Raw genomic sequence first — 22,412 nt, 5'->3', positions numbered from 1 at the left:
GACGGCTGCTAGCGTCGAAGGGGACCCAGACGCCCAAGTCCCCAAAGCCCAGGCCCACTTCACCTCCCGCCTGGCCGCCCGGCCTCACGTCACCTCCCCGCCCGGCAGCCCGGGTCCCTGCTCCCACCGGCCGGGACTGCCCGGCTGCTCGGGTAACCGGCGCTCGGGCAGCCCGGCGTCGACGTCGGCACCGGCACCGGGGCAGGTTCGAACCCGGCACGGATACCGCCGTCGCGCGGTCGACGGCGCGTGTCGCTCCCGCGGCCGGCCGCGTACTGACGACGTCGCACCGGCCGGCACCGTACCCACGGCGTCGAGTCGGCTCGCGCCGCGGTGTTCGGTGGGCGATCGCCCGGAAGTGCACGGGCGCCTGCGGGCTCAGTCGTGCCTGGTCGTCGCCCGGGCGATCAACTCGGCGTTGGACGAGGCCCGTCGTCCGTCCGGCAGGTGCAGCGTGTCCTCCAGGCCGATGCGGGTGGCCAGTCCCAGCCGTTGCGCCAGTCGCAGCACCGGCCAGGCGCCGCCGTTCTCGCCGTGCAGCAGCACGGGGCGGCCGAACGCGGGCCCCAGTTCGGCCAGGAGAGCCCGTGCGGCCGGCACGGCCGTGTCCTCTGCGCTGTCCGTCACCTCCGCGAGCACCCGCAGCACGCGCGGGCCGAGCGGGGAGGCCGCGAAGCGTGCCGCCCCGTCCGTCCCGGACCAGATTCCCGCCTCCACGCCGACGCCCCGCTCGATCAGGGCCGCCGCCAGCGCCTCCGCGCCCGGCTCGTGCCAGTTCACCGAGGCGTGGTCGGGCAGCGCCGTCCAGCCGCGCACCAGGGCGAGCCGCCGCGCGGGGTCCGGCTCGGCCCACGCGCCGGTGGTGACGCCGACCGGCACCGCCACCCGCGCCCGTATCGCGTCGAGGGCCGCCGCGACCACGCGGGGGGACAGCGAGTCCCGGCCGCACGGCGTTCTGGGGTGGACATGGATGTCGGTGGCCCCCGCGGCGACGGCCTCCGCCGCGGACTCGGCCAGCGCTTCGGGCGTCAGCGGCACGACCGCGCCGTCCGCCGCGCCCCGGGTTCCGTTCAGACAGACCTGCACCATGCCCCGATGGTGACACCCGCCACCGACAACGGGCCTAGAGCGGGTCTCGGCCCCCCCGCCGGCGGAAGGGGGAGGTGCGGCATCCCCGGCGCACCGCCCCGCCGTGCTCCCCGCCCGCGCCGTGCCTCGGGCCGCGCCGTGCTCTCAGGCCGACATCAGCAGTCGTCCACGCCTGGCGTACGCCAGGGCCTCGGGGGTGAGCACCGGGCGCGGCACGAGGATCCCGCAGTCCGCGCACACCGGGCCCGCCGAGGGCTCGTGGTCCAGTTCGTACTTCCAGGGCAGGTCCGCGCCGCCGCACACCGGGCAGTCGGCCCCCGGCTCGCGCTCCAGGGCGGCGATCAGCCTGCGCAGCACCTCGGCCAGCGGCTCACGGGGGTGGACCCGCGGGTCGTCGCACCATGCGACGCCGAAGCCGCCCCAGGTCATCCGGTGCCAGTCGTCCACGGTGCCGGGCCTGCGCAGCCCGTCGTGCTTCTCCTTCCTACGGCGCTCGGCGAACTCGGCCTCGTAGGCGAGCCAGACGGCCCGGGCCTCCTCCAGCTCGTCCAGCGCGGCCACGAGCCGCGCCGGGTCGGGGGAGCGGTCCTCGGGGCCGAACCCGGCCCGGGAGCACAGGTGGTCCCAGGTCGCCCTGTGTCCGTAGGGAGCGAACCGCTCGAGGCACTTGCGCAGCGAGTACCGCCGCAGCGCCAGATCGCAACGCGGGTCCCGCACCTGTCTCGCCAGACTCCGGAAACCGGCCATCGCCTTGCACCTCCGTCACAATTGCACCTGAACTTCGGTCACTTCGGCGTCGTCGTACGGACGTCGTCGAATAGACGTATCGACATGCGATTCGGCTCCCTCCCCTCTCCGATTGCCTCCACACGCCGAAAACTTGACGCATGTTCATCTTCAAAACTGGGGGCTACCGGCGGTAACCTTCCGGCCACCCCCATCGCTAGGAGCAGCCGATGCCACGGCGAACCCCACGCAACACACTCGACAGACTGAGAACTCCCGGCAGATTCCCCGGGTTCCTGAAGACGGCGTCCGTATGCGCGCTGATCGCAGGTCTTCTCTCGCCCCTCACCCAGGTCGCGGCCGCCGCCGACGCCACGGCCTCGAACGACTACTGCGGCGGCCAGTGTTCCGACATCCTGCCGCCGGGCGAGAACGGCAACGCGACGCTCGCCCAGATCCTGCTCAACCAGGCCTTCGGCACCCAGCCCGAGCACGCCGAGGACCAGCTCGGTCCCTACGCCAACCTCGCCAAGGGCTACCCCGCACTCACCAACGCGACGATCAACACCTTCTTCAACGACGCGTCCTTCGGCGTTCCCTCCGCTCAAGTCGCCTCCACGGTGAAGCCGGCGGGCCGCTCCGACGTGACGATCGTCCGCGACAAGAAGACGGGCGTCCCGCACATCACCGGCACCACCCGGTACGGCACCGAGTTCGGCGCCGGGTACGCCGCCGCCCAGGACCGGCTCTGGCTCATGGACGTCTTCCGCCATGTCGGCCGCGGCCGGCTCACCGCGTTCGCGGGCGGCGCGCCCTCCAACCAGGGCCTGGAACAGCAGTTCTGGCGCAACGCTCCGTACACCGAGGCAGACCTCCAGGCCCAGATCGACAACGCCGTCGCCGCCAACGGCGCCCGCGGTCAGCAGGCCCTCGCCGACGCGGACGCCTACCTGGCCGGCATCAACGCCTACATCGACGCCTCCGACAGCGGCCGCTACTTCCCCGGTGAATACGTCCTCACCGGCCACAAGGACTCAATCACCAACGCCGGGACCATCGACCACTTCAAGATCACCGACATGGTGGCGCTGGCCTCGGTCATCGGCGCGCTCTTCGGCTCCGGCGGCGGCGGCGAGGTCGGCAACGCCGTGTCGCTGCTCGCCGCGCAGGAGAAGTACGGCGTCGAGCAGGGCACCCAGGTCTGGGAGGCGTTCCGCGAACGCAACGACCCCGAGGCCGTCCTCACCGTCCATGACGGGGAGAGCTTCCCGTACGCCGGCAAGCCCGCGAACCCGCAGGGCGAGGCGCTGCCCGACGCCGGCTCGGTGACCACGCAGCCGCTGGTCTACGACGCCACGGGCACCGGCGGCGACCAGAACGCCTCCGCCGCCGCCCGGGCGGCCACCGCGTCCGCACTCGGCTCGGCCCGGCGCGGCATGTCCAACGCCCTGGTGGTGAGCGGCAGGTCGACCGCGAGCGGACACCCGATCGCCGTCTTCGGCCCGCAGACCGGCTACTTCGCCCCCCAGCTGCTCATGCTCCAGGAGATCCAGGGCCCGGGCATCAGCGCCCGCGGCGCCTCCTTCGCGGGCCTGAGCATGTACGTCGAACTCGGCCGCGGCCAGGACTACGCGTGGAGCGCCACGACCTCCGGCCAGGACATCATCGACTCCTACGCGGTCGAACTGTGCCAGGACGACTACCACTACCTGTACCACGGCGCCTGCACGGCCATGGACGTCGTCGAGCAGAAGAACTCCTGGAAGCCGACCACCGCCGACGGGACGGCGGCCGGCGCGTACACGATGCGCGTCTACCGCACCAAGTACGGGCCCGTGCAGTACCGGGCCACCGTGGGCGGCAAGAAGGTCGCTTACACCACCCTGCGCTCGTCGTACATGCACGAGGCCGACTCGATCATCGGCTTCCAGATGCTGAACGACCCGGACTACGTCAAGAGCCCGCAGACCTTCCAGAGCGCGGTCCAGCACATCAACTACACCTTCAACTGGTTCTACGCCGACTCCACGCACACCGCCTACTACAACAGCGGCGACAACCCGGTGCGGGCGAGCGGCGTGGACGCCGAGTTCCCGGTGTGGGCGCAGGCCGCGTACGAGTGGAAGGACTGGGTCCCGGCCACCAACTCGGCCGCGTACACGCCCCCTTCGGCGCACCCCAGCTCCGTCGACCAGGACTACTACATCTCCTGGAACAACAAGCAGGCCAAGGACTACGCCACCGCCTCCTGGGGCGACGGGTCCGTGCACCGCGGCAACCTGCTGGAGGACCGGGTGAAGAAGCTGGTCGCGGCCGGCGGCGTCACCCGCGCCTCCCTGACGGCCGCGATGGCCGAGGCGGCGCTCGTCGACCTGCGGGCCGAGGACGTGCTGCCCGACCTCCTGAAGGTGGTCACCAGCTCCCCGGTCACCGACTCCACGGCCGCGGCCGCGGTGACCGCACTCCAGACCTGGCTCACGGCGGGCGCCAAGCGCACCGAGACGACGGCCGGCTCCAAGACGTACGCCGACGCCGACGCGATCCGCATCCTGGACGCGTGGTGGCCGCTGCTGGTGAAGGCCGAGTTCGAACCCGGTCTCGGCGCCGACCTGTACAGCGCGTTCACCGCCAACCTGCCCGTGGACGAGGCCCCGTCCGCCGCCCACGGCCCGACCGGGGCGCACGCGGGCAGCTCCTTCCAGTACGGCTGGTGGAGCTATGTCGACAAGGACGTCCGGGCCGTGCTCGGCGAGCCGGTGCAGGGCGGGCTGGCGCGCAAGTACTGCGGCGGCGGCACCCTCAGCGGCTGCCGTGACGTCCTGATCGCCACCCTGAAGACGGCGGCCGGCAAGACCGCGGCCCAGGTCTACCCGGGCGACACCCTGTGCGCGGCGGGCAACCAGTGGTGCGCCGACTCGATCGTCCAGCGCACGCTGGGCGGCATCAAGCACGGCAACATCAGCTGGCAGAACCGCCCCACCTTCCAGCAGGTGGTGGAGTTCACCTCGCACCGGTAGTCCGGCGGGGTCAACCTCGACCGGAAGTCCCGCGACGGCGGCGGGCCGGGTCCTCAGGGACGCGGCCCGCCGTCGGCGTTCCGCGGCGCCCTGCGACCATGGGGCCGGCCCTGCCGGACTCGGCGGCGATCCGCGGGTAACCCTTCCGCCGCAACATACCGACTGGTTAGTCTGGCGGGACAGAGCCGATTCGTGCCGCAGTCGCGTCGAAGGAGACCGATGGTGGAAGCCGTGCAGGATGCCGCAGTGGTCGTGACCGGAGCGGGAGGCGGCATCGGGGCCGCGCTGGCCCGACGCTTCGCCGCCGAGGGCGCGCGGGTCGTCGTCAACGACCTGGACGCCGGGCGGGCCGAGGCGGTGGCCGCCGAGATCGGCGGCATCGCGGTGCCCGGCGACGCCTCCACGATCGTCGACGCGGCCCGCGAGGCGCTCGGCGGCGTCGTCGACGTGTACTGCGCCAACGCCGGGGTCGCCTCGGGCGGCGCCGAGTCGGCCGACGAGGCCGTGTGGGCGCTGGCCTGGGACGTCAACGTCATGGCCCATGTCCGCGCGGCCCACGCGCTGCTGCCGCACTGGCTGGAGCGCGGCCGCGGCCGGTTCGTCTCGACCGTCTCCGCCGCCGGGCTGCTCACCATGATCGGCGCGGCCCCCTACAGCGTCACCAAGCACGGCGCGTACGCCTTCGCCGAATGGCTGTCGCTGACCTACCGCCACCGCGGGATCCAGGTCCACGCGATCTGTCCCCAGGGCGTGCGCACCGACATGCTGGCCGCCACCGGCAGCGCGGGCGACCTGGTGCTCAAGCCCACCGCGATCGACCCCCGGGACGTCGCGGACGCCCTGTTCGACGGCATCGCCGAGGACCGCTTCCTGATCCTGCCGCACCCCGAGGTCGCCGGGTACTACCGCACGCGCGCCGCGGAGCCCGACCGCTGGCTGACCAACATGAACCACCTCCAGCAGAAGTGGGAGACCGCAGAATGACCCAGCCCGCCTCCCGGTACGCGGCCAAGCCCTGGCTGGCCCTCCTCGACGACGCCCAGCGCGCCCCGATCGAGCCCGCCGACTCACCGGTGCACGCCTTCCGCAGGTCCGCGGCCGAGGCCCCCGGCCGCGCCTTCCTCGCCTACTTCGACGGCCGGCTCAGCTACCGCGAGGCCGACGAGCTGAGCGACTCCGTCGCCGGTCACCTCGCCGCCCGCGGTCTGGCGCCCGGCGACCGGGTCGCCGTCGTGCTCCAGAACTCCCCGCTCTTCGTCCTCGCCCTGCTCGGCGCGTGGAAGGCCGGCGCGACGGTCGTCCCGGTGAACCCCATGTACAAGAGCGGGGAGGTCGCCCACGTCCTGCGGGACGGCGAGGTCGCGGCGCTGATCTGCTCCGACCGCGCGTGGGAGACGTATCTGCGCGACACCGCCGCCGACTCGCCCGTGCGCGTCGTCCTCACCGGCTGCGAGCTGGACTTCCAGACGCGGGGCGACGCGCGCGTGCTCGCCTTCGAACGCCTCCCGCAGGCCCCCGACGCCGACGACCTGACCACCGTCGCCCGCGCCGGCCACAAGGCGCCCGAGGGCCGCGAGGCCGCCCCCGACGACATCGCGCTGATCAGCTACACCTCCGGCACGAGCGGCGCCCCCAAGGGCGCCACCAACACGCACGGCAACATCATGCACAACGCCGAGCGCCAGCGCACGGGGCTGCACCTGCCCGACGCGCCCGTCTACTACGCGCTCGCGCCCCTGTTCCACATCACCGGCATGGTCTGCCAGCTCGTGGCCTGTCTCAACAGCGCGGGCACCCTCGTCCTCACCTACCGCTTCGAGGCGGGCGTGGTGCTTGAGGCGTTCGCCGAGCACCGGCCGCACTACACGGTGGGCCCGTCCACCGCCTTCATGGCGCTGGCCGCCCACCCCTCCTGCACCCGGGACCACTTCGCGTCCTTCGCGCACATCTCCTCAGGCGGCGCACCGCTCCCGCCGGCCCTGGTCGAGAAGTTCCGGGCCGGCTTCGGGCCCTACATCCGCAACGGCTACGGACTCACCGAGTGCACGGCGCCCTGCGCCTCCGTACCGCCCGGCCGGGAGGCGCCGGTCGACCCGGCCTCCGGGACCCTCGCCGTGGGAGTGCCCGGCCCCGACACCGTCGTACGCATCCTCGACGACCAGGGCGCGGAGGCGCCCTTCGGCGAACAGGGCGAGATCGTCGTCCGGGGCCCGCAGGTCGTGCCCGGGTACTGGCGGCGGCCCGACGCCACCGCCGAGACCTTCCCCGACGGCGAACTGCGCACCGGCGACATCGGCTTCATGGACGAACAGGGCTGGCTGTACGTCGTCGACCGCAAGAAGGACATGATCAACGCGTCCGGTTTCAAGGTGTGGCCGCGCGAGGTCGAGGACGTGCTGTACACGCATCCGGCGGTGCGAGAGGCCGCCGTCGTCGGCGTGCCGGACGGCTACCGTGGCGAGACCGTCAAGGCCTACATCAGCCTGCGTCCCGGCGCCGACGCGGATGCCGGTACGCTCGCGGCCTACTGCAAGGACAGGCTGGCGGCGTACAAGTATCCGCGTCAGGTGGAGATCCTGCCCGACCTGCCCAAGACGGCGAGTGGCAAGATCCTCCGTCGGGAACTGCGTTCCCGCGCACACGACGGCCGGTGACGCATCGAGATCGAGGAAGAAGGCAGGTGGCGGCAGTGCCCAGGACCACGGAGGGCGACGGGACGCCCGTGCCGCAGCGGCTGCTCGCCGCCGCCACCCGGCTCTTCGCCGAGCAGGGCTACGACCGCACCTCGGTGCAGGAGATCGTCGAGGCGGCGGGCGTCACCAAGGGGGCGCTGTACCACTACTTCGGCTCCAAGGACGACCTGCTGCACGAGGTCTACGCGCGCGTGCTGCGCGTCCAGCAGGAGCGCCTCGACGCGTTCGCGGACGCCGACGAGCCGATCGAGAAGCGACTGCGCGGCGCGGCCGCGGACGTCGTCGTCACGACGATCGAGAACCTCGACGACGCGATGATCTTCTTCCGCTCGATGCACCACCTCGGCCCCGAGAAGAACAAGCAGGTGCGCGCCGAGCGGCGGCGCTACCACGAACGCTTCCGCGCCCTGGTCGAGGAGGGCCAGCGCACCGGCGTGTTCTCCACGGCGACCCCGGCCGACCTGGTCGTGGACTACCACTTCGGCTCCGTCCACCACCTGTCGACCTGGTACCGCCCGGACGGCCCGATGGGCGCGCAGGAGGTCGCCGACCACCTCGCCGACCTGCTGCTGCGGGCACTGCGGCCGTAGCTTCAGGGGCCGTGCGAGGAGTGCACGCGGGAGGGGCGGTCGCCACGGCGACCGCCCCTCACCGGTTCCCGCCCCCGGTTCCCGTCCCCGGTTCCGGTGACCGGTTCCCTACAGGTACTTCTTCAGCTCCCGGCGCGCCAGCGAACGCTGGTGGACCTCGTCCGGGCCGTCCGCGATCATCAGCGTGCGCGCGCTCGCGTACAGCTCCGCCAGCGGGAAGTCCTGGCTGACGCCGCCCGCGCCGTGCAGCTGGATCGCCCGGTCGATGATGTCGACGACGGCGCGAGGCGTCGCGATCTTGATGGCCTGGATCTCCGTGTGGGCGCCCCGGTTGCCGACGGTGTCCATCATCCAGGCGGTCTTCAGCACCAGCAGCCGCAGCTGCTCGACCGTCACCCGGGCGTCCGCGATCCAGTTGTGGACCACGCCCTGCTGGGCCAGCGCCTTGCCGAAGGCGTCGCGGGCGACGGCCCGGCGGCACATCAGCTCGATCGCCCGCTCGGCCATGCCGATCAGCCGCATGCAGTGGTGGATGCGGCCGGGGCCGAGCCGGGCCTGGGCGATGGCGAAACCGCCGCCCTCCTCGCCGATCAGGTTGGTCACCGGCACGCGCGCGTGGTCGAAGACCACCTCGGCGTGGCCGCCGTGGGAGTGGTCCTCGTAACCGAACACCTTCATGGCCCGCCGCACCGTGACGCCCGGGGTGTCGCGCGGCACGAGCACCATGGACTGCTGGCGGCGGACGTCGGCGCCGCCGGGGTCCGTCTTGCCCATCACGATGAAGATCTTGCAGTCCGGGTTCATCGCCCCGGAGATGTACCACTTGCGCCCGGTGACGACGTACTCGTCGCCGTCCCGCTCGATGAGCGTGGTGATGTTGGTGGCGTCGGACGAGGCCACCTCCGGCTCGGTCATCGCGAACGCCGACCGGATCTCCCCGGCGAGCAGCGGCTCCAGCCACTGCTTCTTCTGCGCCTCGTCCGCGAACTGCGCGAGCACCTCCATGTTCCCGGTGTCGGGCGCGGCGCAGTTCAGGGCCGTCGGCGCCAGGTGCGGGGAACGGCCGGTGATCTCGGCCAGCGGCGCGTACTGGAGGTTGGTCAGCCCGGCCCCGTGCTCCGCGTCGGGCAGGAACAGGTTCCACAGGCCCTGCCGGCGCGCCTCGGCCTTGAGTTCCCCGACCACCGCCGGGGTGTCCCAGGGCGAGGCCAGCGCCGCCCGCTGCTCCTCCGCGACGGTCTCGGCCGGGTAGACGTACTCGTCCATGAAGGCGAGCAGCCGGGCGCGGAGTTCCTCGGTACGGGCGTCGAACGTGAAGTCCATGCCGGTCAGCCTTCCTGGAGAGTGGTCAGTCCGTGTTCGATGAAGACGGGGACGAGCTCGCCGATGCGGTCGAAGCCGCGTCCGACCGTCTGGCCCAGCGTGTACCGGTAGTGGATGCCCTCCAGGATCACGGCGAGCTTGAACCAGGCGAACGCCGTGTACCAGGAGACCGCCGAGACGTCCCGCCCGGAGCGGGCCGCGTACCGTTCGATCAGCTCGGCGGGCGACGGGTGGCCGGGCGCGGAGGCCGTCGTGGAGATCGGGGAGTCCGGCAGCGTGAGCGGCACGCTGTACATCACCAGCAGGCCGAGGTCGGTCAGCGGATCGCCGAGCGTGGACATCTCCCAGTCGAGGATGGCGCGGATGGTGTCGTCCGGGCCGATCAGCACGTTGTCGAGCCGGTAGTCGCCGTGCACGACGGCGGGCGCGGGGGAGTGCGGCAGCTCCCGGCCGAGGGCCGCGTGCAGCTCGTCGACCCCGGCCAGGTCGCGGCTGCGGGAGGCGTCCAGCTGCTTGCCCCAGCGGCGCAGCTGCCGGTCGAGGAAGCCCTCGGGGCGGCCGAAGTCGGCCAGGCCCACGGCGGCCGGGTCCACCGCGTGCAGCTCCACCAGGGTGTCCACCAGCGACAGGATCGCGTCCCGGGTGCGCCGCTCGCCCAGCGGGACGAGCTCGTCGGCCGTCCGGTACGGGGTGCCCTCGACGAACTCCATGACGTAGAAGGGCGCCCCGAGCACCTGCTCGTCCTCGCACAGCAGCACCGGCCGCGGCACCGGCACGCTCGTCGGGTGCAGCGCGCTGATCACCCGGTGCTCGCGCCGCATGTCGTGCGCGGTGGCCAGGACGTGCCCGAGCGGAGGCCGCCGGACGACCCAGTCGCCCTCGCCGTCGGAGACCGCGTAGGTGAGGTTCGACCGCCCGCCCTCGATCAGCCGGCCGGTCAGGGGGCCGTGGACCAGACCGGGACGTTCGCGCTCCAGCAGGGCGCGCAGCCGGTCGAGGTCGAGTCCGGGCGGATGGTCGGGGCTCATGCGTCGCTCCTGTGGGCGGGACGGGTGAACAGGACCCCTTCATGATGCCGACCGGTCGGTATGCCGTCCAGTGGTCACGCCCAACGTGATCGGGGCCACGATAGACGCCGACGTTCCCGGACGAGGCTCGTGCAGCCGTGCAGCCGTGCAGTCGTGCAGCCGTGCAGCCGTGCAGCCGTGCGGCCGTCGAGCCCTGGAGCCGCGGTCCCCGCCCGGCCGCCCGCCCGCTCCTGCTCGTCGCCCCGGTCACCGTCGGTCATTCCGCTTGCGTCGCGTTCGGGGGCCCCGGAGGGTCGGAACCATGAAGGCCATCAGCTACTCCCGCTACGGCGGCCCCGAGACCCTCGAGTACGGGGACGTCCGCGAGCCCAAGATCGGCCCCGACTCGGTGCTGGTGAAGGTCCGGGCGGCGGCCGTGAACCCCGTCGACTGGAAGTGCCGCGAGGGATACCTGGACCCGATGATCGACGCGGTCTTCCCGGTGGTCCCCGGGTGGGACGTCTCGGGGGTCGTCGTCCGGCTGGGCGTGTCCGTCGCGGAGTACGCCGTCGGCGACGAGGTCATCGGCTACGTCCGCGAGGACTTCCTCTCACGCGGCACCTTCGCCGAGTACGTGGCCGCGCCGGTGCGCACCCTCGCCCGCAAGCCGCGCAACCTCACCTGGGAGGAGGCTGCGGGCCTGCCGCTGACCGGCCTCACCGCCTACCAGGTGCTGACCAAGGCCCTCCAGGTGAAACGCGGTGAGACCGTCCTGGTCCACGCGGCCGCCGGCGGGGTCGGCTCGATCGCCGTGCAGCTCGCCCGCCACCTGGGCGCACGGGTGATCGGCACGGCGAGCGAGGCCAACCACGACTTCGTGCGCTCCCTGGGCGGCGAGCCGGTCGTCTACGGCGAGGGACTGGCCGAGCGGGTGCGCGGGCTGGCCCCCGAGGGAGTCGACGCGGCGTTCGACACGATCGGCGGCGACACCCTGAAGGTCTCCGCGAACCTGCTGGCCCCGGAGGGACGCCTGGCGTCGATCGCCGACGGCGACGTCGTGGGCTACGGCGGCCGCTACTGCTGGGTCCGGCCCGACGCGGAGGACCTCACCCGACTGGCGGAACTGGCCGAACAGGGCGTCGTCGGCGTGCACGTCTCCGAGACGTTCCCGCTGGAGCAGGCCGCGCGGGCGCACCGGCTGAGCGAGGAGGGCCGCACCCGCGGCAAGATCGTCGTCACGGTGCCGTGGGCCGACGACGCCGCCGAGGGCGCTGCGGACGGCACGGCCGCCGCGGGCGGTACGGGGACGGGCGCCGGGTAGCGCAGGGGCCGGTCGGTGTGCGCCCTGGCCCTGCCCGTCAGACGACCAGGGCCAGGGCGCACACCGCCGTGGCGATGGTGCACAGCACCACGGACGTGGCGTGCCGCGGCGCCAGCGCCCGCGGACTCGCCGTGGCCGCGAGGGACCGGATCCGCCGGTGGGCGAGCAGCAGGAAGGCCAGCCACAGACCGCAGCACAGCGCGCAGGCGACGATCCCGCCCGCGGACGTCCCGCCCGAGCCGTTCAGCGCGGCCTTCACGGCCAGCACGGCGGTGACGGTGCTCGCCAGCGTCGTGCGCCGCCAGGCCAGCCGGGTCCGCTCGGGTTGCAGTCCGGGATCGCGCGGGGACGGCGGACGGCCGCTCACCCGTCCCACCCCGCCAGCACCACGACGACCATCGCCACGGCGACCACCGCGACCACCACGCCCAGCAGTGCCGGAAAACGGGACGCCGGCAGGTCCTCGCCCCGGCGCATCGCCCGCTCGCAGCGCATCCAGTGGTTCACCGCGCGCAACGAGCACAGCACGCCCGCCCCGAGCAGGGCCAGCGCCAGCCCGACCCGCCAGCCCCAGCGCAGGTCCGGCAGGAACTGGTCCACGGCGAAGCCCCCGCCGATCAGCGCCAGCGCGGTGCGCAGCCAGGCCAGGAACGTACGCTCGTTGGCCAGCGAGAACCGGTAGTCGGGCGTGCTGCCCTCCTCCCGGACCTGCTCGGGCGCGAACCACAGCCGGACGTTCTGCACGAACTCGATCACGCGACGGACCCTACCCGCCCTCCGCCGCCGCGCCCGGAGCCCCCGCACACCGTCGCGCCGCTCAGCCCGCCGCCCGGAACTCCTTCAGACGGCGGTACGCGGCCAGCCCGTCCGGGACCCACTCCCATGCGGGCAGCCGACGCTCCACCTCCTCCTCCGACAAGAACGCGTGCCAGGCGACCTCCTCCACCTGGGGACGCACCGGCAGCTCGCAGCGGACCTCGTAGACGGCCGACCACCAGCTCCCCGCGGACCCGCCGTCGTAGAGGAACTTGAAGAGGAACCGGGGCCGGGGCAGACCGCTCACCCCCAGCTCCTCCTCGGCCTCGCGCAGGGCGGCGTCGTCATAGGTCTCGCCCGCGCCGACCACACCGCCGACGAACATGTCGTACAGGGACGGGAAGACCAGTTTGGTGGCGGTCCGCCGGTGCACGAACAGCCGGCCGTCGGCGTCCCGGGCCTGGATGAAGACGCAGCGGTGGCGCAGCCCTTCGGCGTACACCCGCCCGCGGGGAAACCGTCCCACCACCAGGTCGTTCTCGTCGACGACGTCGAGGATCTCGTCAGCAGCGCTCATCCGCCCATCCAAGCAGGCCGTCTCGCCGCGGTACGTGCCCTCCGGCCCGGCGGCCGCGACCCGCCGGTCACCGCGACCGGAACGGCCGCTCACGGGGCCGGGGCGTGGCCGTCACTGCGGCTGGAAGTCCGGCACCCGCTCGCGGGGCGCCGTGCCGCGGGGCATCGCCGGGTGCAGCCCCAGCAGGACGATGCCCGCGACGATCGCCGCGAGTCCCGCCGCCTCCCAGGCCAGCGCGCCGGTGTCGGTGTGCAGCCGGTCGCCGAGGAAGCCCACGCCGCAGAGGATCCCCGCCAGCGGCTGCGCCGCCGTCAGCGCGGGCAGCGACATCCGCAGCGGCGCCGTCTCGAACGCGCTCTGCACCAGCACGAGTCCGGTCACGCCGAGCGCGAGCACCGCGTACGGCTGCCAGCCGGTGAGCAGCTCAGCGAGGCCGCCCGCGCCGAAACGCTGTCCGCTGACCCTGGTCAGGGCGTCCTGGACGCCGTACAGCAGACCCGCCGCCAGGGCGAGCAGGACCGGGCCCGAACTCAGCCGCGAGCGCTTGGCATAGGCCGTCAGCAGCAGCGCGAGACCCACCATCACCCCGATGATCAGCCAGTGCCGCAGCGGGTTGGCGACCGCGCTGCCGCCGCTCGGCTGGCCCGCCACGATGAAGGCGGTCACCCCGCCCGCGAGCAGGAGCAGCCCGGCCCAGCCCTGACGGCCGAGCGACTGCTTCGTCTGATGGCGGGAGAGCGCGAGGGCGAAGAGCAGGTTCGTCGCGAGCAGGGGTTCCACCAGGGAGATCTCGCCCTGGCCGAGCGCGACCGCGCCCAGCGCCATGCCCGCCACCATCAGGCCGATGCCGCCGAGCCAGCGCGGCACCCTCATCAGGTCGAGCAGCAGCCGCGGCGAGAGGAAGTCGCCGAGCGGCGCCCTCTGGGCCGCGTTCTGCTGGAGCACGAACCCGAAGCCCAGGCAGCAGGCGGCGCTCACGGCGAGAACCAGAACCAGTACCGACACGCTGCGTACCTCGATCATCCGGTCGGGCCACGGACGGGGTGCGTGTGGCCGACTGTAGCGTCCCGCCGCCCGCGGTGCCCCTGCGAGCGCCGGAATCCTTCGCTTCGGGCCCACCCGGGACGACGCTTCCGGGAGTACCCCTGACCGGGCGGGTCGACCCGCCCCGGGCGCCGGGCCCGAGAGCCGGGGCGCGACCGTACGGCCGCGGCGGCCGTACCGCCATGGTGTGGGCTCCGGCCTCGGGGCGCCATGGCGTACACCACACCGTCCCGCCCGTCCCGGACCGCGACCGGTCCCACCAGCGGCGGGGCGCCCCGACCCGTCCGCAACCGGGCGGCGGCCGGCACGGGTCACGGTTCCCGGCCCTTGACGCTGGCCGCCGGCTGAGGATTGGCTGTGTGTGATCGGCCGATCGCGGGCCGATGCCGGATCCGCCGCCGAGGAGGATGAGGAAGTCCCGCGGTGCTCTTACCCCCGCCGCCCGTCGGCCCCGACGGGCTGTCCCCGGACACGGCCCCCGACCCTGCCCTGGACGACGAGCGGCTGTGCGCCGCCCGTGCCGCGCTGGCCCAGGGCCGACGACAGCCCGTGCGCTCCCTGCTGGCGCGCACCGGCGACGACTGGGACCGGCGCGCGCACCGGATCGCCGTCCTCGCCCTCGATCCGTGCGCTGCCGCCCGGGCCGACGAATGGCTGCTCGCCGAACCCGGCAGCGCCGACGCCGCCGCCCTGCTCGCCCTCGCGCAGGTCCGCCGGGCCCTGCGCGGTCAGGAGGACCCGGACGCCGCCCGCGCCGCGTGCCTCGCCGCCGCCGAGGCGGCCCCGGCGGACCCCACCCCCTGGCTCGGCCTGCTGCGACTGGAGCGGACCGGCGGCGCGCGGGCGGTGCGGATCTTCGAGGAGATCCGCGCCCGGCACCGCGACCACCACCACGCGCACCACCTGATGGTGGCCCTGCTCGCCGCCCGCCGCGCCGACGGCGGCCCCGACCCGCTGCACGAGGTGTACGACTTCGCCGCCTGGGCCGCCGAGCAGGCGCCGGCGGACTCCCCGCTGGCCATCCTGCCGGTCGTCGCGCACGCCGAGCGCTACCGCGTGCTGGCCGCGCACGGCTTCGCGCCCGCCGATCCCGTCGCCTCCGGACACTGGCGCGAAGGCCGGGCCCCGGACGTGATGAAGGCGGCCTTCGACTGGTGGCTGGAGTGGGAGCACGACGACCACCCCCGGCATCTGGTCGACCTGAACTTCCTCGCCCACGCCAAGGTGTGCGAGGGCCGGGGGGCCGAGGCCGCCGCCCTCTTCCAGCGCATCGGCCGGCACGTCACCCGCCGGCCCTGGTCCTACCCGGACCGCGACCCGGCCGAGGCCTTCCGGGCGGCCCGGGCCGGCGCGCTGCGCACCGGCCGGTCGGCGCGGTGGCCGGGCGGCGGGTCCGACGCCGGGGGCGGGCGGGAAGACATGACGGAAGTCTGACGGCGACCCTGGATCCCTGGCCCCGGCGGCCACACAGGTGCTCGAATGGAGGGGTGAACCCCGAACCGTCCGAGCGACCCGGACGACCCGACCCGCCCGGACGCCCCGAACGACCGCGCCCGTCCGAACGGCCGCGCCCGTCCGAACCGCCGGGCGCATCCGGTGCGTCCGATCCGTCGGGTGCGTCCGGTGAGCGCGGCGCGCCCGTGGGACGGCGGGTGTTCCTCGGCACGCTCGCCCTGGGCGCCCTCGGCGTGATCGCCGCGCCCCCGCTGCAACACGGTCTGGAGGCCTTCCTGGCCGGCGCGGCCGACAAGGACCCCACCGGACTGACCGGGCTGCTCCCCAACGGCGGCGGCTTCCGCTACTACTCGGTGACCTCCTCCGTGCCGCACAAGAACGCCGCGGACTACCGCCTCACCGTGGACGGGCTGGTCGACCGGCCCGGCGTCCATACCCTGGACGACCTGCGCGCGATGCCCCAGACCCGGATGGTCAGGGACGTCCAGTGCGTCACGGGCTGGCGGGTGCCCGGCACGCCCTTCGAGGGCGTACGGCTGTCCGCGCTGCTCGACGCGGCCGGCGTCCGGCCGGGAGCCGGCGCCGTCCGCTTCACCTGCTTCGACGGCGCCTACAGCGAGAGCCTCACCCTGGAGCAGGCGCGCCGCCCCGACGTCCTGGTCGCGCTGCGCATGCAGGACAAGGACCTCGGCCACGAGCACGGCGGACCCGTCCGCCTCTACGTGGCGCCCATGTACTTCTACAAGTCCGCCAAGTGGCTCTCCGGCATCACCGTCACGAAGAAGGTGCGCCCCGGCTACTGGGAGGACCGCGGTTACGACGTCGACGCCTGGGTCGGCCGTTCGAACGGACGCGACGATGATCCTACGAGCTGAGGCGCCGCCCGCCGCGCGGGTGCGCCGCTTCACCCCCGCCGTGCGCTGGGTGCACCGCACCACCGCCCTGCTCATGGGCGTGTGCGTGGTGACCGCGTCCTTCCTTTACATCCCCGAGTTCGCCCAGCTCGTGGGGCGCCGGGAACTGGTGGTCCGCGTCCACGAGTGGGCCGGGCTGGCCCTGCCGGTGCCCGTCCTGGCGGGCCTGGCGTCCCGCGCGCTGCGCGCCGACCTCGGCCACCTCAACCGCTTCGGCCCGCACGACCGGCGCTGGCTGCGGGCCGCCCTGCGCCGGGACAAGCGCCGCGAGTCGCGTCCGGCGGCCAAGTTCAACGCCGGGCAGAAGGTCTACGCGTCCTGGATCGCGGGCGCGAGCCTGGTCATGCTCGGCACGGGCCTGCTCATGTGGTTCACCCACCTCACCCCGATCATGTGGCGCACCAGCGCGACCTTCGTCCACGACTGGCTGGCCCTGACCGTCGGCGTCGTGCTGGCCGGCCACATCGGCATGGCCGTGGGCGACCCGGAGGCGCGGCGCGGCATGCGCACCGGCTCGGTGAGCCGCGAGTGGGCGGAGCGGGAACACCGCCTGTGGCGCCCGTGACCCGGCGGCGCGCACGGGCGGCTGGGTGCGGACGTCAGCTTTCGAAGTCCAGCAACACCTTGCAGGACCGCTCCCGGTCGGCCGCCAGCGCGAACGCCGACTCCGCCTCCGTCACCGGCGCCACCGCGCTGATCAGTCGGTCGAACGCGGGGCGTGCGGCGAGCAGTCCCAGGGCGTCGTCGAACTCGGCGTCGAAGCGGAACGCCCCGCGCAGCTCGATCTCCCGGCCTACCAACAGGTTCCCCGCGAACGGGCTCCGCCCGGGCGGCAGCATGCCGAGCTGGACGACGGTCCCGCCGCGCCGCACCCCCCGCAGGCAGGCGTCGAGCCCCGCGGCCGTGCCGGACGCCTCGACGGCCACGTCCGCCTCCTCCGCCGGGGGCCGGCCCGCCTGATCCTCCGCAGTCTCCGGATCCCCGGCGAGGACGGTCGTGTCGGCGCCGGCGGCGCGCGCGAACCCGAGCGCCGCCGGCAGCAGGTCCGTCGCCGTCACGCGGGCCGCGCCCGCCGCCTTCGCCGCAGCGACCACCAGGCAGCCGATCGGTCCGGCCCCCGTGACGAGGACACGGCGGCCGGCCACCGGGCCGGCCCGCCGCACCGCGTGCAGGGCCACCGACAGCGGCTCGGCGAGCGCGGCCCGCCGCAACGGGAGCCCGGCGGGAAGCGGCCGCACCTGAGCGGCCGGGACGACGATCCGGGCCGCGAACCCGCCCTGCACGTGCGGTGTGCGGGCCGCGCTGCCGAGGTAGCGGGCGTCCCGGCAGACGTTGCGCAGGCCCCGGGCGCACTCCGGGCACGCCCCGCACGGGGTGGCCGGGTGCACGGCGGCCTCGGCGCCGCGGGAGACGCCCGACGGATCGGGGGAGCCGTGCGCGAGCACCGTCCCCACCACCTCGTGCCCGAGCACCATCGGCTCGCGCAGCCGGAAGTCGCCCACCCCGCCGTGCCGCCAGTAGTGCAGGTCGGAGCCGCAGATCCCGCCGTAGCGGACGGCGACCAGCACCTCGCCCGGTCCGGGCGCGGGCTCGGCGAGCACTTCGACGCGCAGGTCGCCCCGACCATGGATCACACAGCCCAGCATCCGCCTCACGTCCTCTCAGAGCACACTGGTCATACCGCCGTCGACGTAGAGCACCTGCCCGTTGACGAAGTCCGCCGCGGGGGAGGCCAGGAACAGCACCCCGCCCACGAGGTCCTCGGTGCGGCCCCACCGCCCGGCCGGAGTGCGCCGCCGCACCCAGGCGCTGAACTCCTCGTCCTCGACCAGGGGCCGGGTCAGCTCGGTCTCGATGTAGCCGGGGCCCAGCCCGTTGACCTGGACGCCGTGCGGGCCCCAGTCCGCGCACATGCCCTTGGTGAGCATCTTCAGCGCGCCCTTGGCCGCCGCGTACGGCGCGATGCCGGGCCGCGCCACCTCGCTCTGAAGCGAGCAGATGTTGACGATCTTCCCGTGGCCGCGTTCCGTCATCCGCCGGGCGGCCTCCCGGCCCACCAGGAACGCGCTGGTGAGGTTGGTGTCCAGCAGCCGGTGCCAGTCGGCGTCCGCGAACTCCAGCAGCGGGGCGCGCAGTTGCATGCCCGCGTTGTTGACGAGGATGTCGAGGGGGCCGACCCGCTCCTCGACGTCGGCGATCCCGGCGGCGACGGACGGGCCGTCGGTGACGTCGAAACGGGCCGTGCGGACCCGGTCGCCGGGCACTTCGGCGGCGGCCCGCTCCAGGCGTCCGGCGTCGCGGCCGTTGAGGACCACCGTGCAGCCGGCCTCCGCCAGGCCCCGCGCGAGGGCGAGGCCGATGCCCCGGCTGGAGCCGGTGACCAGCGCGGTCCGGCCGCCGATGTCGAACAGGGGATGACTCATGCGCGTGCTCCTCCTCTTCCCGGCACGGCCCCTCGTTCCGGCACGTCCCCTCCTTCCGGTCCTTCCGGTCCTTCCGGCACGTCCCGGTCGGGCCTAGACGACGAGCGAGAGCAGCAGCACCAGGCCGCCCGCGACCACCGAGATGATGGTCTCCATCACCGACCAGGTCTTGACGTTCTGGCCGACGCTCAGCCCGAAGTACTCCTTCACCAGCCAGAATCCGGCGTCGTTGACATGGCTGAAGAACAGCGAGCCCGCGCCGACGGCGAGGACGAGCAGGGCGGTGTGCGCGGTCGACATGTCGGCGGCGAGCGGCGCGACCAGGCCGGCCGCGGAGATCGTCGCCACCGTCGCCGATCCGGTCGCCAGCCGGATCGCCACCGCGATCAGCCAGGCCAGCAGCAGGGCCGGTATCGACCAGTCCTCGGACACGTCCAGGACCATCTGGCCCACACCGCAGTCGATGAGGGTCTGCTTGAAGCCGCCGCCCGCGCCGACGATCAGCAGGATGCCGGCGATGGGCGCGAGCCCGTTGTCCACGAGGCGCGAGATCCGCTCCCTGCTGAACCCCGCGGGCCGGCCCAGCGTGAAGATGCCGACGAGCACGGCGGCGAGCAGCGCGATCAGGGGCGAGCCCACGACGTCGAACACGCGCTGCACGGTGTGCTCGGGGTCGTCCACGACGATGTCGACGAGCGCCTTGGACAGCATCAGCACGACCGGCAGGAGGATGGTGGCCAGCGTGGCGCCGAAGCCCGGGCGCCTCTCCAGGTTCTCGGAGGGCCGCTCCGGGATCATGCGGTCGGGTGCGGGGACGTCGACCCAGCGGGCCGCGACCTTCGAGAACAGCGGGCCCGCCACGACGACCGTCGGCACGGCGACGAGCACGCCGAGCGCCAGGGTCACGCCCAGGTTGGCGCCCACCGCGTCGATGGCGACCAGCGGGCCGGGGTGCGGCGGGACGAGTCCGTGCATCACCGACAGACCGGCCAGCGCCGGGATGCCGATCCGCATCAGCGAGTAGTTGCCCCGCTTGGCGACCATCAGCACCACCGGGATCAGCAGCACCACGCCCACCTCGAAGAACAGCGGCAGACCGATCACGGAGGCGATCAGCACCATCGCCCACGGCATCGAGCGGCCGCCGGCCCTGGCGAGGATGGTGTCCACGATCTGGTCGGCGCCCCCGGAATCGGCGAGCAGCTTGCCGAGGATCGCGCCCAGCGCGATCAGCACGCCCACCCCGGCGACCGTGGAGCCCAGCCCGGCGGTGAAGGAGGCGATGGCCTTGTCGAGGGGCGCCCCGGCGAACGCGCCGAGCGCGAGCGAGCCGATGGTCAGCGCCAGGAAGGCGTGCAGCTTGAACTTGGTGATGAGCAGGACGATCACGGCGATGCCCGCCAGGACGGCGATGCCCAGCTGTGCGTGGCCGGCCGAGGTGATCGGCTCGACCTTGTCCGCCGCCAGCATCTCGACGCTGAGTCTGGTCACGGGGTTTCCCTTTGCGGTTTTCGGGACGGGGGGAGGGTGCGGGGGGTCACGCGGCCGGGTCGGGAAGGGCGGCGAGCGCCTCCACGGCCCGGCCGGCGATGCTCTCGGGGCCGCCGCGGACGTCGACGCGGACGCCCGCCTCGTCGGCCTGGAGGGGCTGGAGGGTGGCGAACTGGGAGTCCAGCAGCGCGGTCGGCATGAAGTGGCCCTGGCGGTGCGCCATGCGGTCCTCGATCAGGGACCGGTCGCCCGCCAGGTGCACGAAGACGACCCCGGGGGCCGCGGCCCTGAGCCGGTCGCGGTACGACCGCTTCAGCGCCGAGCAGCTGACGACCCCGCCGAGTCCGGCCCGCTCGTCCGCCCAGGCCCCGATGGCGTCGAGCCACGGCCTGCGGTCGTCGTCGTCGAGCGGAACGCCGGCCGACATCTTGTCGATGTTGGCCTGCGGGTGGAAGTCGTCGCCCTCGGCGTACGGAACCCCCAGCCGGGCGGCGAGCAGGGGACCGATGGTGGTCTTGCCCGTTCCGGCGACGCCCATCACCACGACGACAGGGGGGGTGCGCATCTTCGCCTCGCTGTCTTCCTCGACACCTGACGCCAACGGACGCCGACGACACTGAAGCCGATTAGGTACGACGAATTCAAGAGGCTGTGACAAATAAGTCCGACTTTTTGGCCTCGTGATCTACCGCGTACTCTGTGTGCATGACCACTCCGGGCCGGGGTCTGCACGGCCGAGTACTGGACGCCCTGGGGCCCGCGATCACCGCGGGGGAGTACCCGCCCGGCAGCGTCCTGCGCACCGACGAACTCGCCCAGCGCTTCGACGTCTCCCGCTCCGTGATGCGCGAGGCGGTCCGCGTGCTGGAGTCCATGCACCTCGTCGAGTCCCGCCGCCGCGTGGGCGTCACGGTGCGCCCCAAGGCCGAGTGGAACGTCTACGACCCGCAGGTCATCCGCTGGCGGCTGGCCGGCGCCGACCGCCCGCACCAACTGCGCTCGCTCACCGTCCTGCGCTCGGCGGTCGAGCCGGTCGCGGCGGGCCTGGCGGCGACGCACGCCACCGCGGAGCAGTGCGCCGAACTGACGCGGTGCGCGCTGGGCATGGTGGCCACCTCACGCGGCCACCGCCTCCAGGAGTACCTGGTCCACGACGTCGCCTTCCACCGGGTGATCCTCACCGCGTCCGGCAACGAGATGTTCGCCCGGCTCGGCGACGTCGTCGCGGAGGTGCTGGCCGGCCGCACCCACCACGAGGTCATGTTCGAGGACCCCGACCCGGCCGCCGTCACCCTGCACGTCCAGGTCGCCGAGGCGGTCCGCGAGGGCGACCCGGTGCGCGCGGAACGCCTCACCCGCGAGATCACGGTCGGCGCCCTCCAGGAACTCGACATCCTGGCGCCCTGAGCACCCCCGAGCGGCCCGAACCCCCGACTGGCCTCAGCGCGCTCCCGCGCCCGGCTCGGGAAACTCCCCGTCCACGTACACCCAGGCCCCGCCCACCCGCTCGAACCGGCTGCGCTCGTGCAGCGCGCCGCCCCGGTAGGAGGCCCGGAACTCCACGACGCCGGACGTGTGGAACGCCGTGCCGTCGGACGTCGCGAGGATCTCCAGTCCCGTCCACCGCGTCCCGGGATCCGGCTCCAGCCGCTCCGGCCGGGTCCGCGGATGCCAGGTCCGCAGCAGATAGGGCACGTCCCCGCGCACGAACGCGCTGTAGCGCGAGCGCATCAGCGCCTCGGCGGTGGGAGCGCTCACGGCGTCGCCGCCCGCGTGATAGCGCCCGCAGCACGCCTCGTAGGACGCGGGCAGCCCGCACGGACAGCCGGCGGGCACGGAGACGGCGGCTCGCTGCCGCGGACGGTCGGAACGTCGGACCATGCCCCCATTGTGCCCGCCCCTCGCACCCCCGAGGTGGCCGCCCCCGCACCCCCGGAGAGCCCGGGGAGGGCCGTGGGGAATCGTCTCGTACGGGGCCGTCATCGC

General features: G+C 73.6%; 22 protein-coding genes. 9 read left to right on the top strand and 13 right to left on the bottom strand.

Annotated elements, in window-relative coordinates; translation table 11 throughout:
* Positions 1-378: 378 nt before the first annotated feature.
* A complete protein-coding gene (locus tag ACGFSH_RS22945) occupies positions 379-1,089 on the bottom strand; it encodes a 3-keto-5-aminohexanoate cleavage protein (RefSeq protein ID WP_393351437.1) in 711 nt (236 codons plus the stop codon).
* A gap of 144 nt (positions 1,090-1,233) precedes the next feature.
* Positions 1,234-1,836, bottom strand: a complete 603-nt coding sequence (locus tag ACGFSH_RS22940) for a hypothetical protein (RefSeq protein ID WP_393351435.1) — start codon at positions 1,834-1,836, stop codon at positions 1,234-1,236.
* Between the two features lie 209 nt (positions 1,837-2,045).
* Between ACGFSH_RS22940 and ACGFSH_RS22935 the strand changes: the two genes are divergently transcribed.
* The 4 genes from ACGFSH_RS22935 to ACGFSH_RS22920 all read left to right on the top strand — a co-directional run bounded on the left by ACGFSH_RS22935 (position 2,046) and on the right by ACGFSH_RS22920 (position 8,115).
* Positions 2,046-4,832 carry a penicillin acylase family protein gene (locus ACGFSH_RS22935; RefSeq protein WP_393351433.1) on the top strand — a complete coding sequence of 929 codons (2,787 nt, stop codon included), beginning with the start codon at positions 2,046-2,048 and terminating at the stop codon, positions 4,830-4,832.
* A 219-nt stretch (positions 4,833-5,051) separates the two neighbouring features.
* The gene (locus tag ACGFSH_RS22930) at positions 5,052-5,816 is read left to right on the top strand and encodes an SDR family oxidoreductase (RefSeq protein ID WP_393351430.1); all 765 of its coding nucleotides are present in this window, start codon (positions 5,052-5,054) and stop codon (positions 5,814-5,816) included.
* Positions 5,813-7,486 (top strand): class I adenylate-forming enzyme family protein, encoded by a 1,674-nt coding sequence (locus ACGFSH_RS22925; protein ID WP_393351428.1) that lies wholly within the window; start codon positions 5,813-5,815, stop codon positions 7,484-7,486. The genes ACGFSH_RS22930 and ACGFSH_RS22925 overlap by 4 nt, the downstream gene beginning before the upstream one ends.
* Before the next feature lie 35 nt (positions 7,487-7,521).
* A complete protein-coding gene (locus ACGFSH_RS22920) occupies positions 7,522-8,115 on the top strand; it encodes a TetR/AcrR family transcriptional regulator (protein ID WP_329408279.1) in 594 nt (197 codons plus the stop codon).
* A 108-nt stretch (positions 8,116-8,223) separates the two neighbouring features.
* Here ACGFSH_RS22920 and ACGFSH_RS22915 read toward each other — a convergent pair whose 3' ends face one another.
* Complete coding sequence (locus ACGFSH_RS22915) at positions 8,224-9,438, bottom strand: acyl-CoA dehydrogenase family protein (protein ID WP_393351425.1); 1,215 nt, start codon at positions 9,436-9,438, stop codon at positions 8,224-8,226.
* Positions 9,439-9,443: 5 nt separating this feature from the next.
* Positions 9,444-10,466, bottom strand: a complete 1,023-nt coding sequence (locus ACGFSH_RS22910) for a phosphotransferase family protein (RefSeq protein ID WP_393351422.1) — start codon at positions 10,464-10,466, stop codon at positions 9,444-9,446.
* Between the two features lie 301 nt (positions 10,467-10,767).
* On the opposite strand from ACGFSH_RS22910, the gene ACGFSH_RS22905 reads away from it, so the two are divergent.
* Entirely contained in the window at positions 10,768-11,766 is a 999-nt protein-coding gene (locus ACGFSH_RS22905) for an NADP-dependent oxidoreductase (protein WP_393351420.1), read from the top strand.
* Between the two features lie 37 nt (positions 11,767-11,803).
* Here the strand turns inward: ACGFSH_RS22905 and ACGFSH_RS22900 are convergent, their stop codons facing one another.
* From ACGFSH_RS22900 to ACGFSH_RS22885, 4 genes are all read right to left on the bottom strand, one after another.
* Positions 11,804-12,133, bottom strand: coding sequence for a DUF202 domain-containing protein (locus tag ACGFSH_RS22900; protein ID WP_393351417.1), 330 nt, complete (start codon positions 12,131-12,133; stop codon positions 11,804-11,806).
* A complete protein-coding gene (locus tag ACGFSH_RS22895) occupies positions 12,130-12,522 on the bottom strand; it encodes a YidH family protein (protein WP_393351415.1) in 393 nt (130 codons plus the stop codon). Before ACGFSH_RS22895 ends, ACGFSH_RS22900 begins: the two co-directional genes overlap by 4 nt.
* Positions 12,523-12,583: 61 nt before the next feature.
* Positions 12,584-13,099, bottom strand: coding sequence for an NUDIX hydrolase (locus tag ACGFSH_RS22890; RefSeq protein WP_393351413.1), 516 nt, complete (start codon positions 13,097-13,099; stop codon positions 12,584-12,586).
* 111 nt (positions 13,100-13,210) lie between these two features.
* On the bottom strand, positions 13,211-14,104 hold the full coding sequence (locus ACGFSH_RS22885) for a DMT family transporter (protein ID WP_393351411.1): 894 nt from the start codon (positions 14,102-14,104) through the stop codon (positions 13,211-13,213).
* A gap of 462 nt (positions 14,105-14,566) precedes the next feature.
* Between ACGFSH_RS22885 and ACGFSH_RS22880 the strand changes: the two genes are divergently transcribed.
* The 3 genes from ACGFSH_RS22880 (at position 14,567) to ACGFSH_RS22870 (ending at position 17,077) form a co-directional block, all read left to right on the top strand.
* Positions 14,567-15,577 (top strand): hypothetical protein, encoded by a 1,011-nt coding sequence (locus ACGFSH_RS22880; RefSeq protein WP_393351409.1) that lies wholly within the window; start codon positions 14,567-14,569, stop codon positions 15,575-15,577.
* A 206-nt stretch (positions 15,578-15,783) separates the two neighbouring features.
* Positions 15,784-16,473 carry a molybdopterin-dependent oxidoreductase gene (locus ACGFSH_RS22875; protein WP_393351407.1) on the top strand — a complete coding sequence of 230 codons (690 nt, stop codon included), beginning with the start codon at positions 15,784-15,786 and terminating at the stop codon, positions 16,471-16,473.
* Positions 16,457-17,077 carry a cytochrome b/b6 domain-containing protein gene (locus tag ACGFSH_RS22870; RefSeq protein WP_393351405.1) on the top strand — a complete coding sequence of 207 codons (621 nt, stop codon included), beginning with the start codon at positions 16,457-16,459 and terminating at the stop codon, positions 17,075-17,077. Before ACGFSH_RS22875 ends, ACGFSH_RS22870 begins: the two co-directional genes overlap by 17 nt.
* A gap of 34 nt (positions 17,078-17,111) precedes the next feature.
* On the opposite strand, the gene ACGFSH_RS22865 is transcribed toward ACGFSH_RS22870, so the two are convergent.
* The 4 genes from ACGFSH_RS22865 to ACGFSH_RS22850 all read right to left on the bottom strand — a co-directional run bounded on the left by ACGFSH_RS22865 (position 17,112) and on the right by ACGFSH_RS22850 (position 20,991).
* Entirely contained in the window at positions 17,112-18,158 is a 1,047-nt protein-coding gene (locus ACGFSH_RS22865) for an L-idonate 5-dehydrogenase (protein ID WP_393351402.1), read from the bottom strand.
* A gap of 15 nt (positions 18,159-18,173) precedes the next feature.
* Positions 18,174-18,935: an SDR family oxidoreductase gene (locus tag ACGFSH_RS22860; RefSeq protein WP_393351400.1), complete on the bottom strand. Its 762-nt coding sequence runs from the start codon at positions 18,933-18,935 to the stop codon at positions 18,174-18,176.
* Between the two features lie 93 nt (positions 18,936-19,028).
* Positions 19,029-20,426: a gluconate:H+ symporter gene (locus ACGFSH_RS22855; RefSeq protein WP_393351398.1), complete on the bottom strand. Its 1,398-nt coding sequence runs from the start codon at positions 20,424-20,426 to the stop codon at positions 19,029-19,031.
* Positions 20,427-20,472: 46 nt separating this feature from the next.
* On the bottom strand, positions 20,473-20,991 hold the full coding sequence (locus tag ACGFSH_RS22850) for a gluconokinase (RefSeq protein WP_393351396.1): 519 nt from the start codon (positions 20,989-20,991) through the stop codon (positions 20,473-20,475).
* Positions 20,992-21,131: 140 nt separating this feature from the next.
* On the opposite strand from ACGFSH_RS22850, the gene ACGFSH_RS22845 reads away from it, so the two are divergent.
* The gene (locus ACGFSH_RS22845) at positions 21,132-21,833 is read left to right on the top strand and encodes a FadR/GntR family transcriptional regulator (RefSeq protein ID WP_329408254.1); all 702 of its coding nucleotides are present in this window, start codon (positions 21,132-21,134) and stop codon (positions 21,831-21,833) included.
* A 33-nt stretch (positions 21,834-21,866) separates the two neighbouring features.
* On the opposite strand, the gene ACGFSH_RS22840 is transcribed toward ACGFSH_RS22845, so the two are convergent.
* On the bottom strand, positions 21,867-22,307 hold the full coding sequence (locus ACGFSH_RS22840; protein ID WP_393351394.1) for a YchJ family protein: 441 nt from the start codon (positions 22,305-22,307) through the stop codon (positions 21,867-21,869).
* Between the last annotated feature and the right edge of the window lie 105 nt (positions 22,308-22,412).

The sequence above is a fragment of the Streptomyces sp. NPDC048481 genome (genome assembly GCF_043200075.1).
GTDB lineage: Bacteria > Actinomycetota > Actinomycetes > Streptomycetales > Streptomycetaceae > Streptomyces.
The sequence above is the reverse complement of the archived record's forward strand: the minus strand, read 5'-3'. Positions and strand labels throughout refer to the sequence as shown.

Coding starts and splice junctions, on each gene's coding strand:
- ACGFSH_RS22945 (WP_393351437.1), bottom strand. CDS start 1,089: ATGGTGCAGGTCTGTCTGAACGGAACCCGGGGCGCGGCGGACGGCGCG.
- ACGFSH_RS22940 (WP_393351435.1), bottom strand. CDS start 1,836: ATGGCCGGTTTCCGGAGTCTGGCGAGACAGGTGCGGGACCCGCGTTGC.
- ACGFSH_RS22935 (WP_393351433.1), top strand. CDS start 2,046: ATGCCACGGCGAACCCCACGCAACACACTCGACAGACTGAGAACTCCC.
- ACGFSH_RS22930 (WP_393351430.1), top strand. CDS start 5,052: ATGGTGGAAGCCGTGCAGGATGCCGCAGTGGTCGTGACCGGAGCGGGA.
- ACGFSH_RS22925 (WP_393351428.1), top strand. CDS start 5,813: ATGACCCAGCCCGCCTCCCGGTACGCGGCCAAGCCCTGGCTGGCCCTC.
- ACGFSH_RS22915 (WP_393351425.1), bottom strand. CDS start 9,438: ATGGACTTCACGTTCGACGCCCGTACCGAGGAACTCCGCGCCCGGCTG.
- ACGFSH_RS22910 (WP_393351422.1), bottom strand. CDS start 10,466: ATGAGCCCCGACCATCCGCCCGGACTCGACCTCGACCGGCTGCGCGCC.
- ACGFSH_RS22905 (WP_393351420.1), top strand. CDS start 10,768: ATGAAGGCCATCAGCTACTCCCGCTACGGCGGCCCCGAGACCCTCGAG.
- ACGFSH_RS22890 (WP_393351413.1), bottom strand. CDS start 13,099: ATGAGCGCTGCTGACGAGATCCTCGACGTCGTCGACGAGAACGACCTG.
- ACGFSH_RS22870 (WP_393351405.1), top strand. CDS start 16,457: ATGATCCTACGAGCTGAGGCGCCGCCCGCCGCGCGGGTGCGCCGCTTC.
- ACGFSH_RS22865 (WP_393351402.1), bottom strand. CDS start 18,158: ATGCTGGGCTGTGTGATCCATGGTCGGGGCGACCTGCGCGTCGAAGTG.
- ACGFSH_RS22860 (WP_393351400.1), bottom strand. CDS start 18,935: ATGAGTCATCCCCTGTTCGACATCGGCGGCCGGACCGCGCTGGTCACC.
- ACGFSH_RS22850 (WP_393351396.1), bottom strand. CDS start 20,991: ATGCGCACCCCCCCTGTCGTCGTGGTGATGGGCGTCGCCGGAACGGGC.
- ACGFSH_RS22845 (WP_329408254.1), top strand. CDS start 21,132: ATGACCACTCCGGGCCGGGGTCTGCACGGCCGAGTACTGGACGCCCTG.
- ACGFSH_RS22840 (WP_393351394.1), bottom strand. CDS start 22,307: ATGGTCCGACGTTCCGACCGTCCGCGGCAGCGAGCCGCCGTCTCCGTG.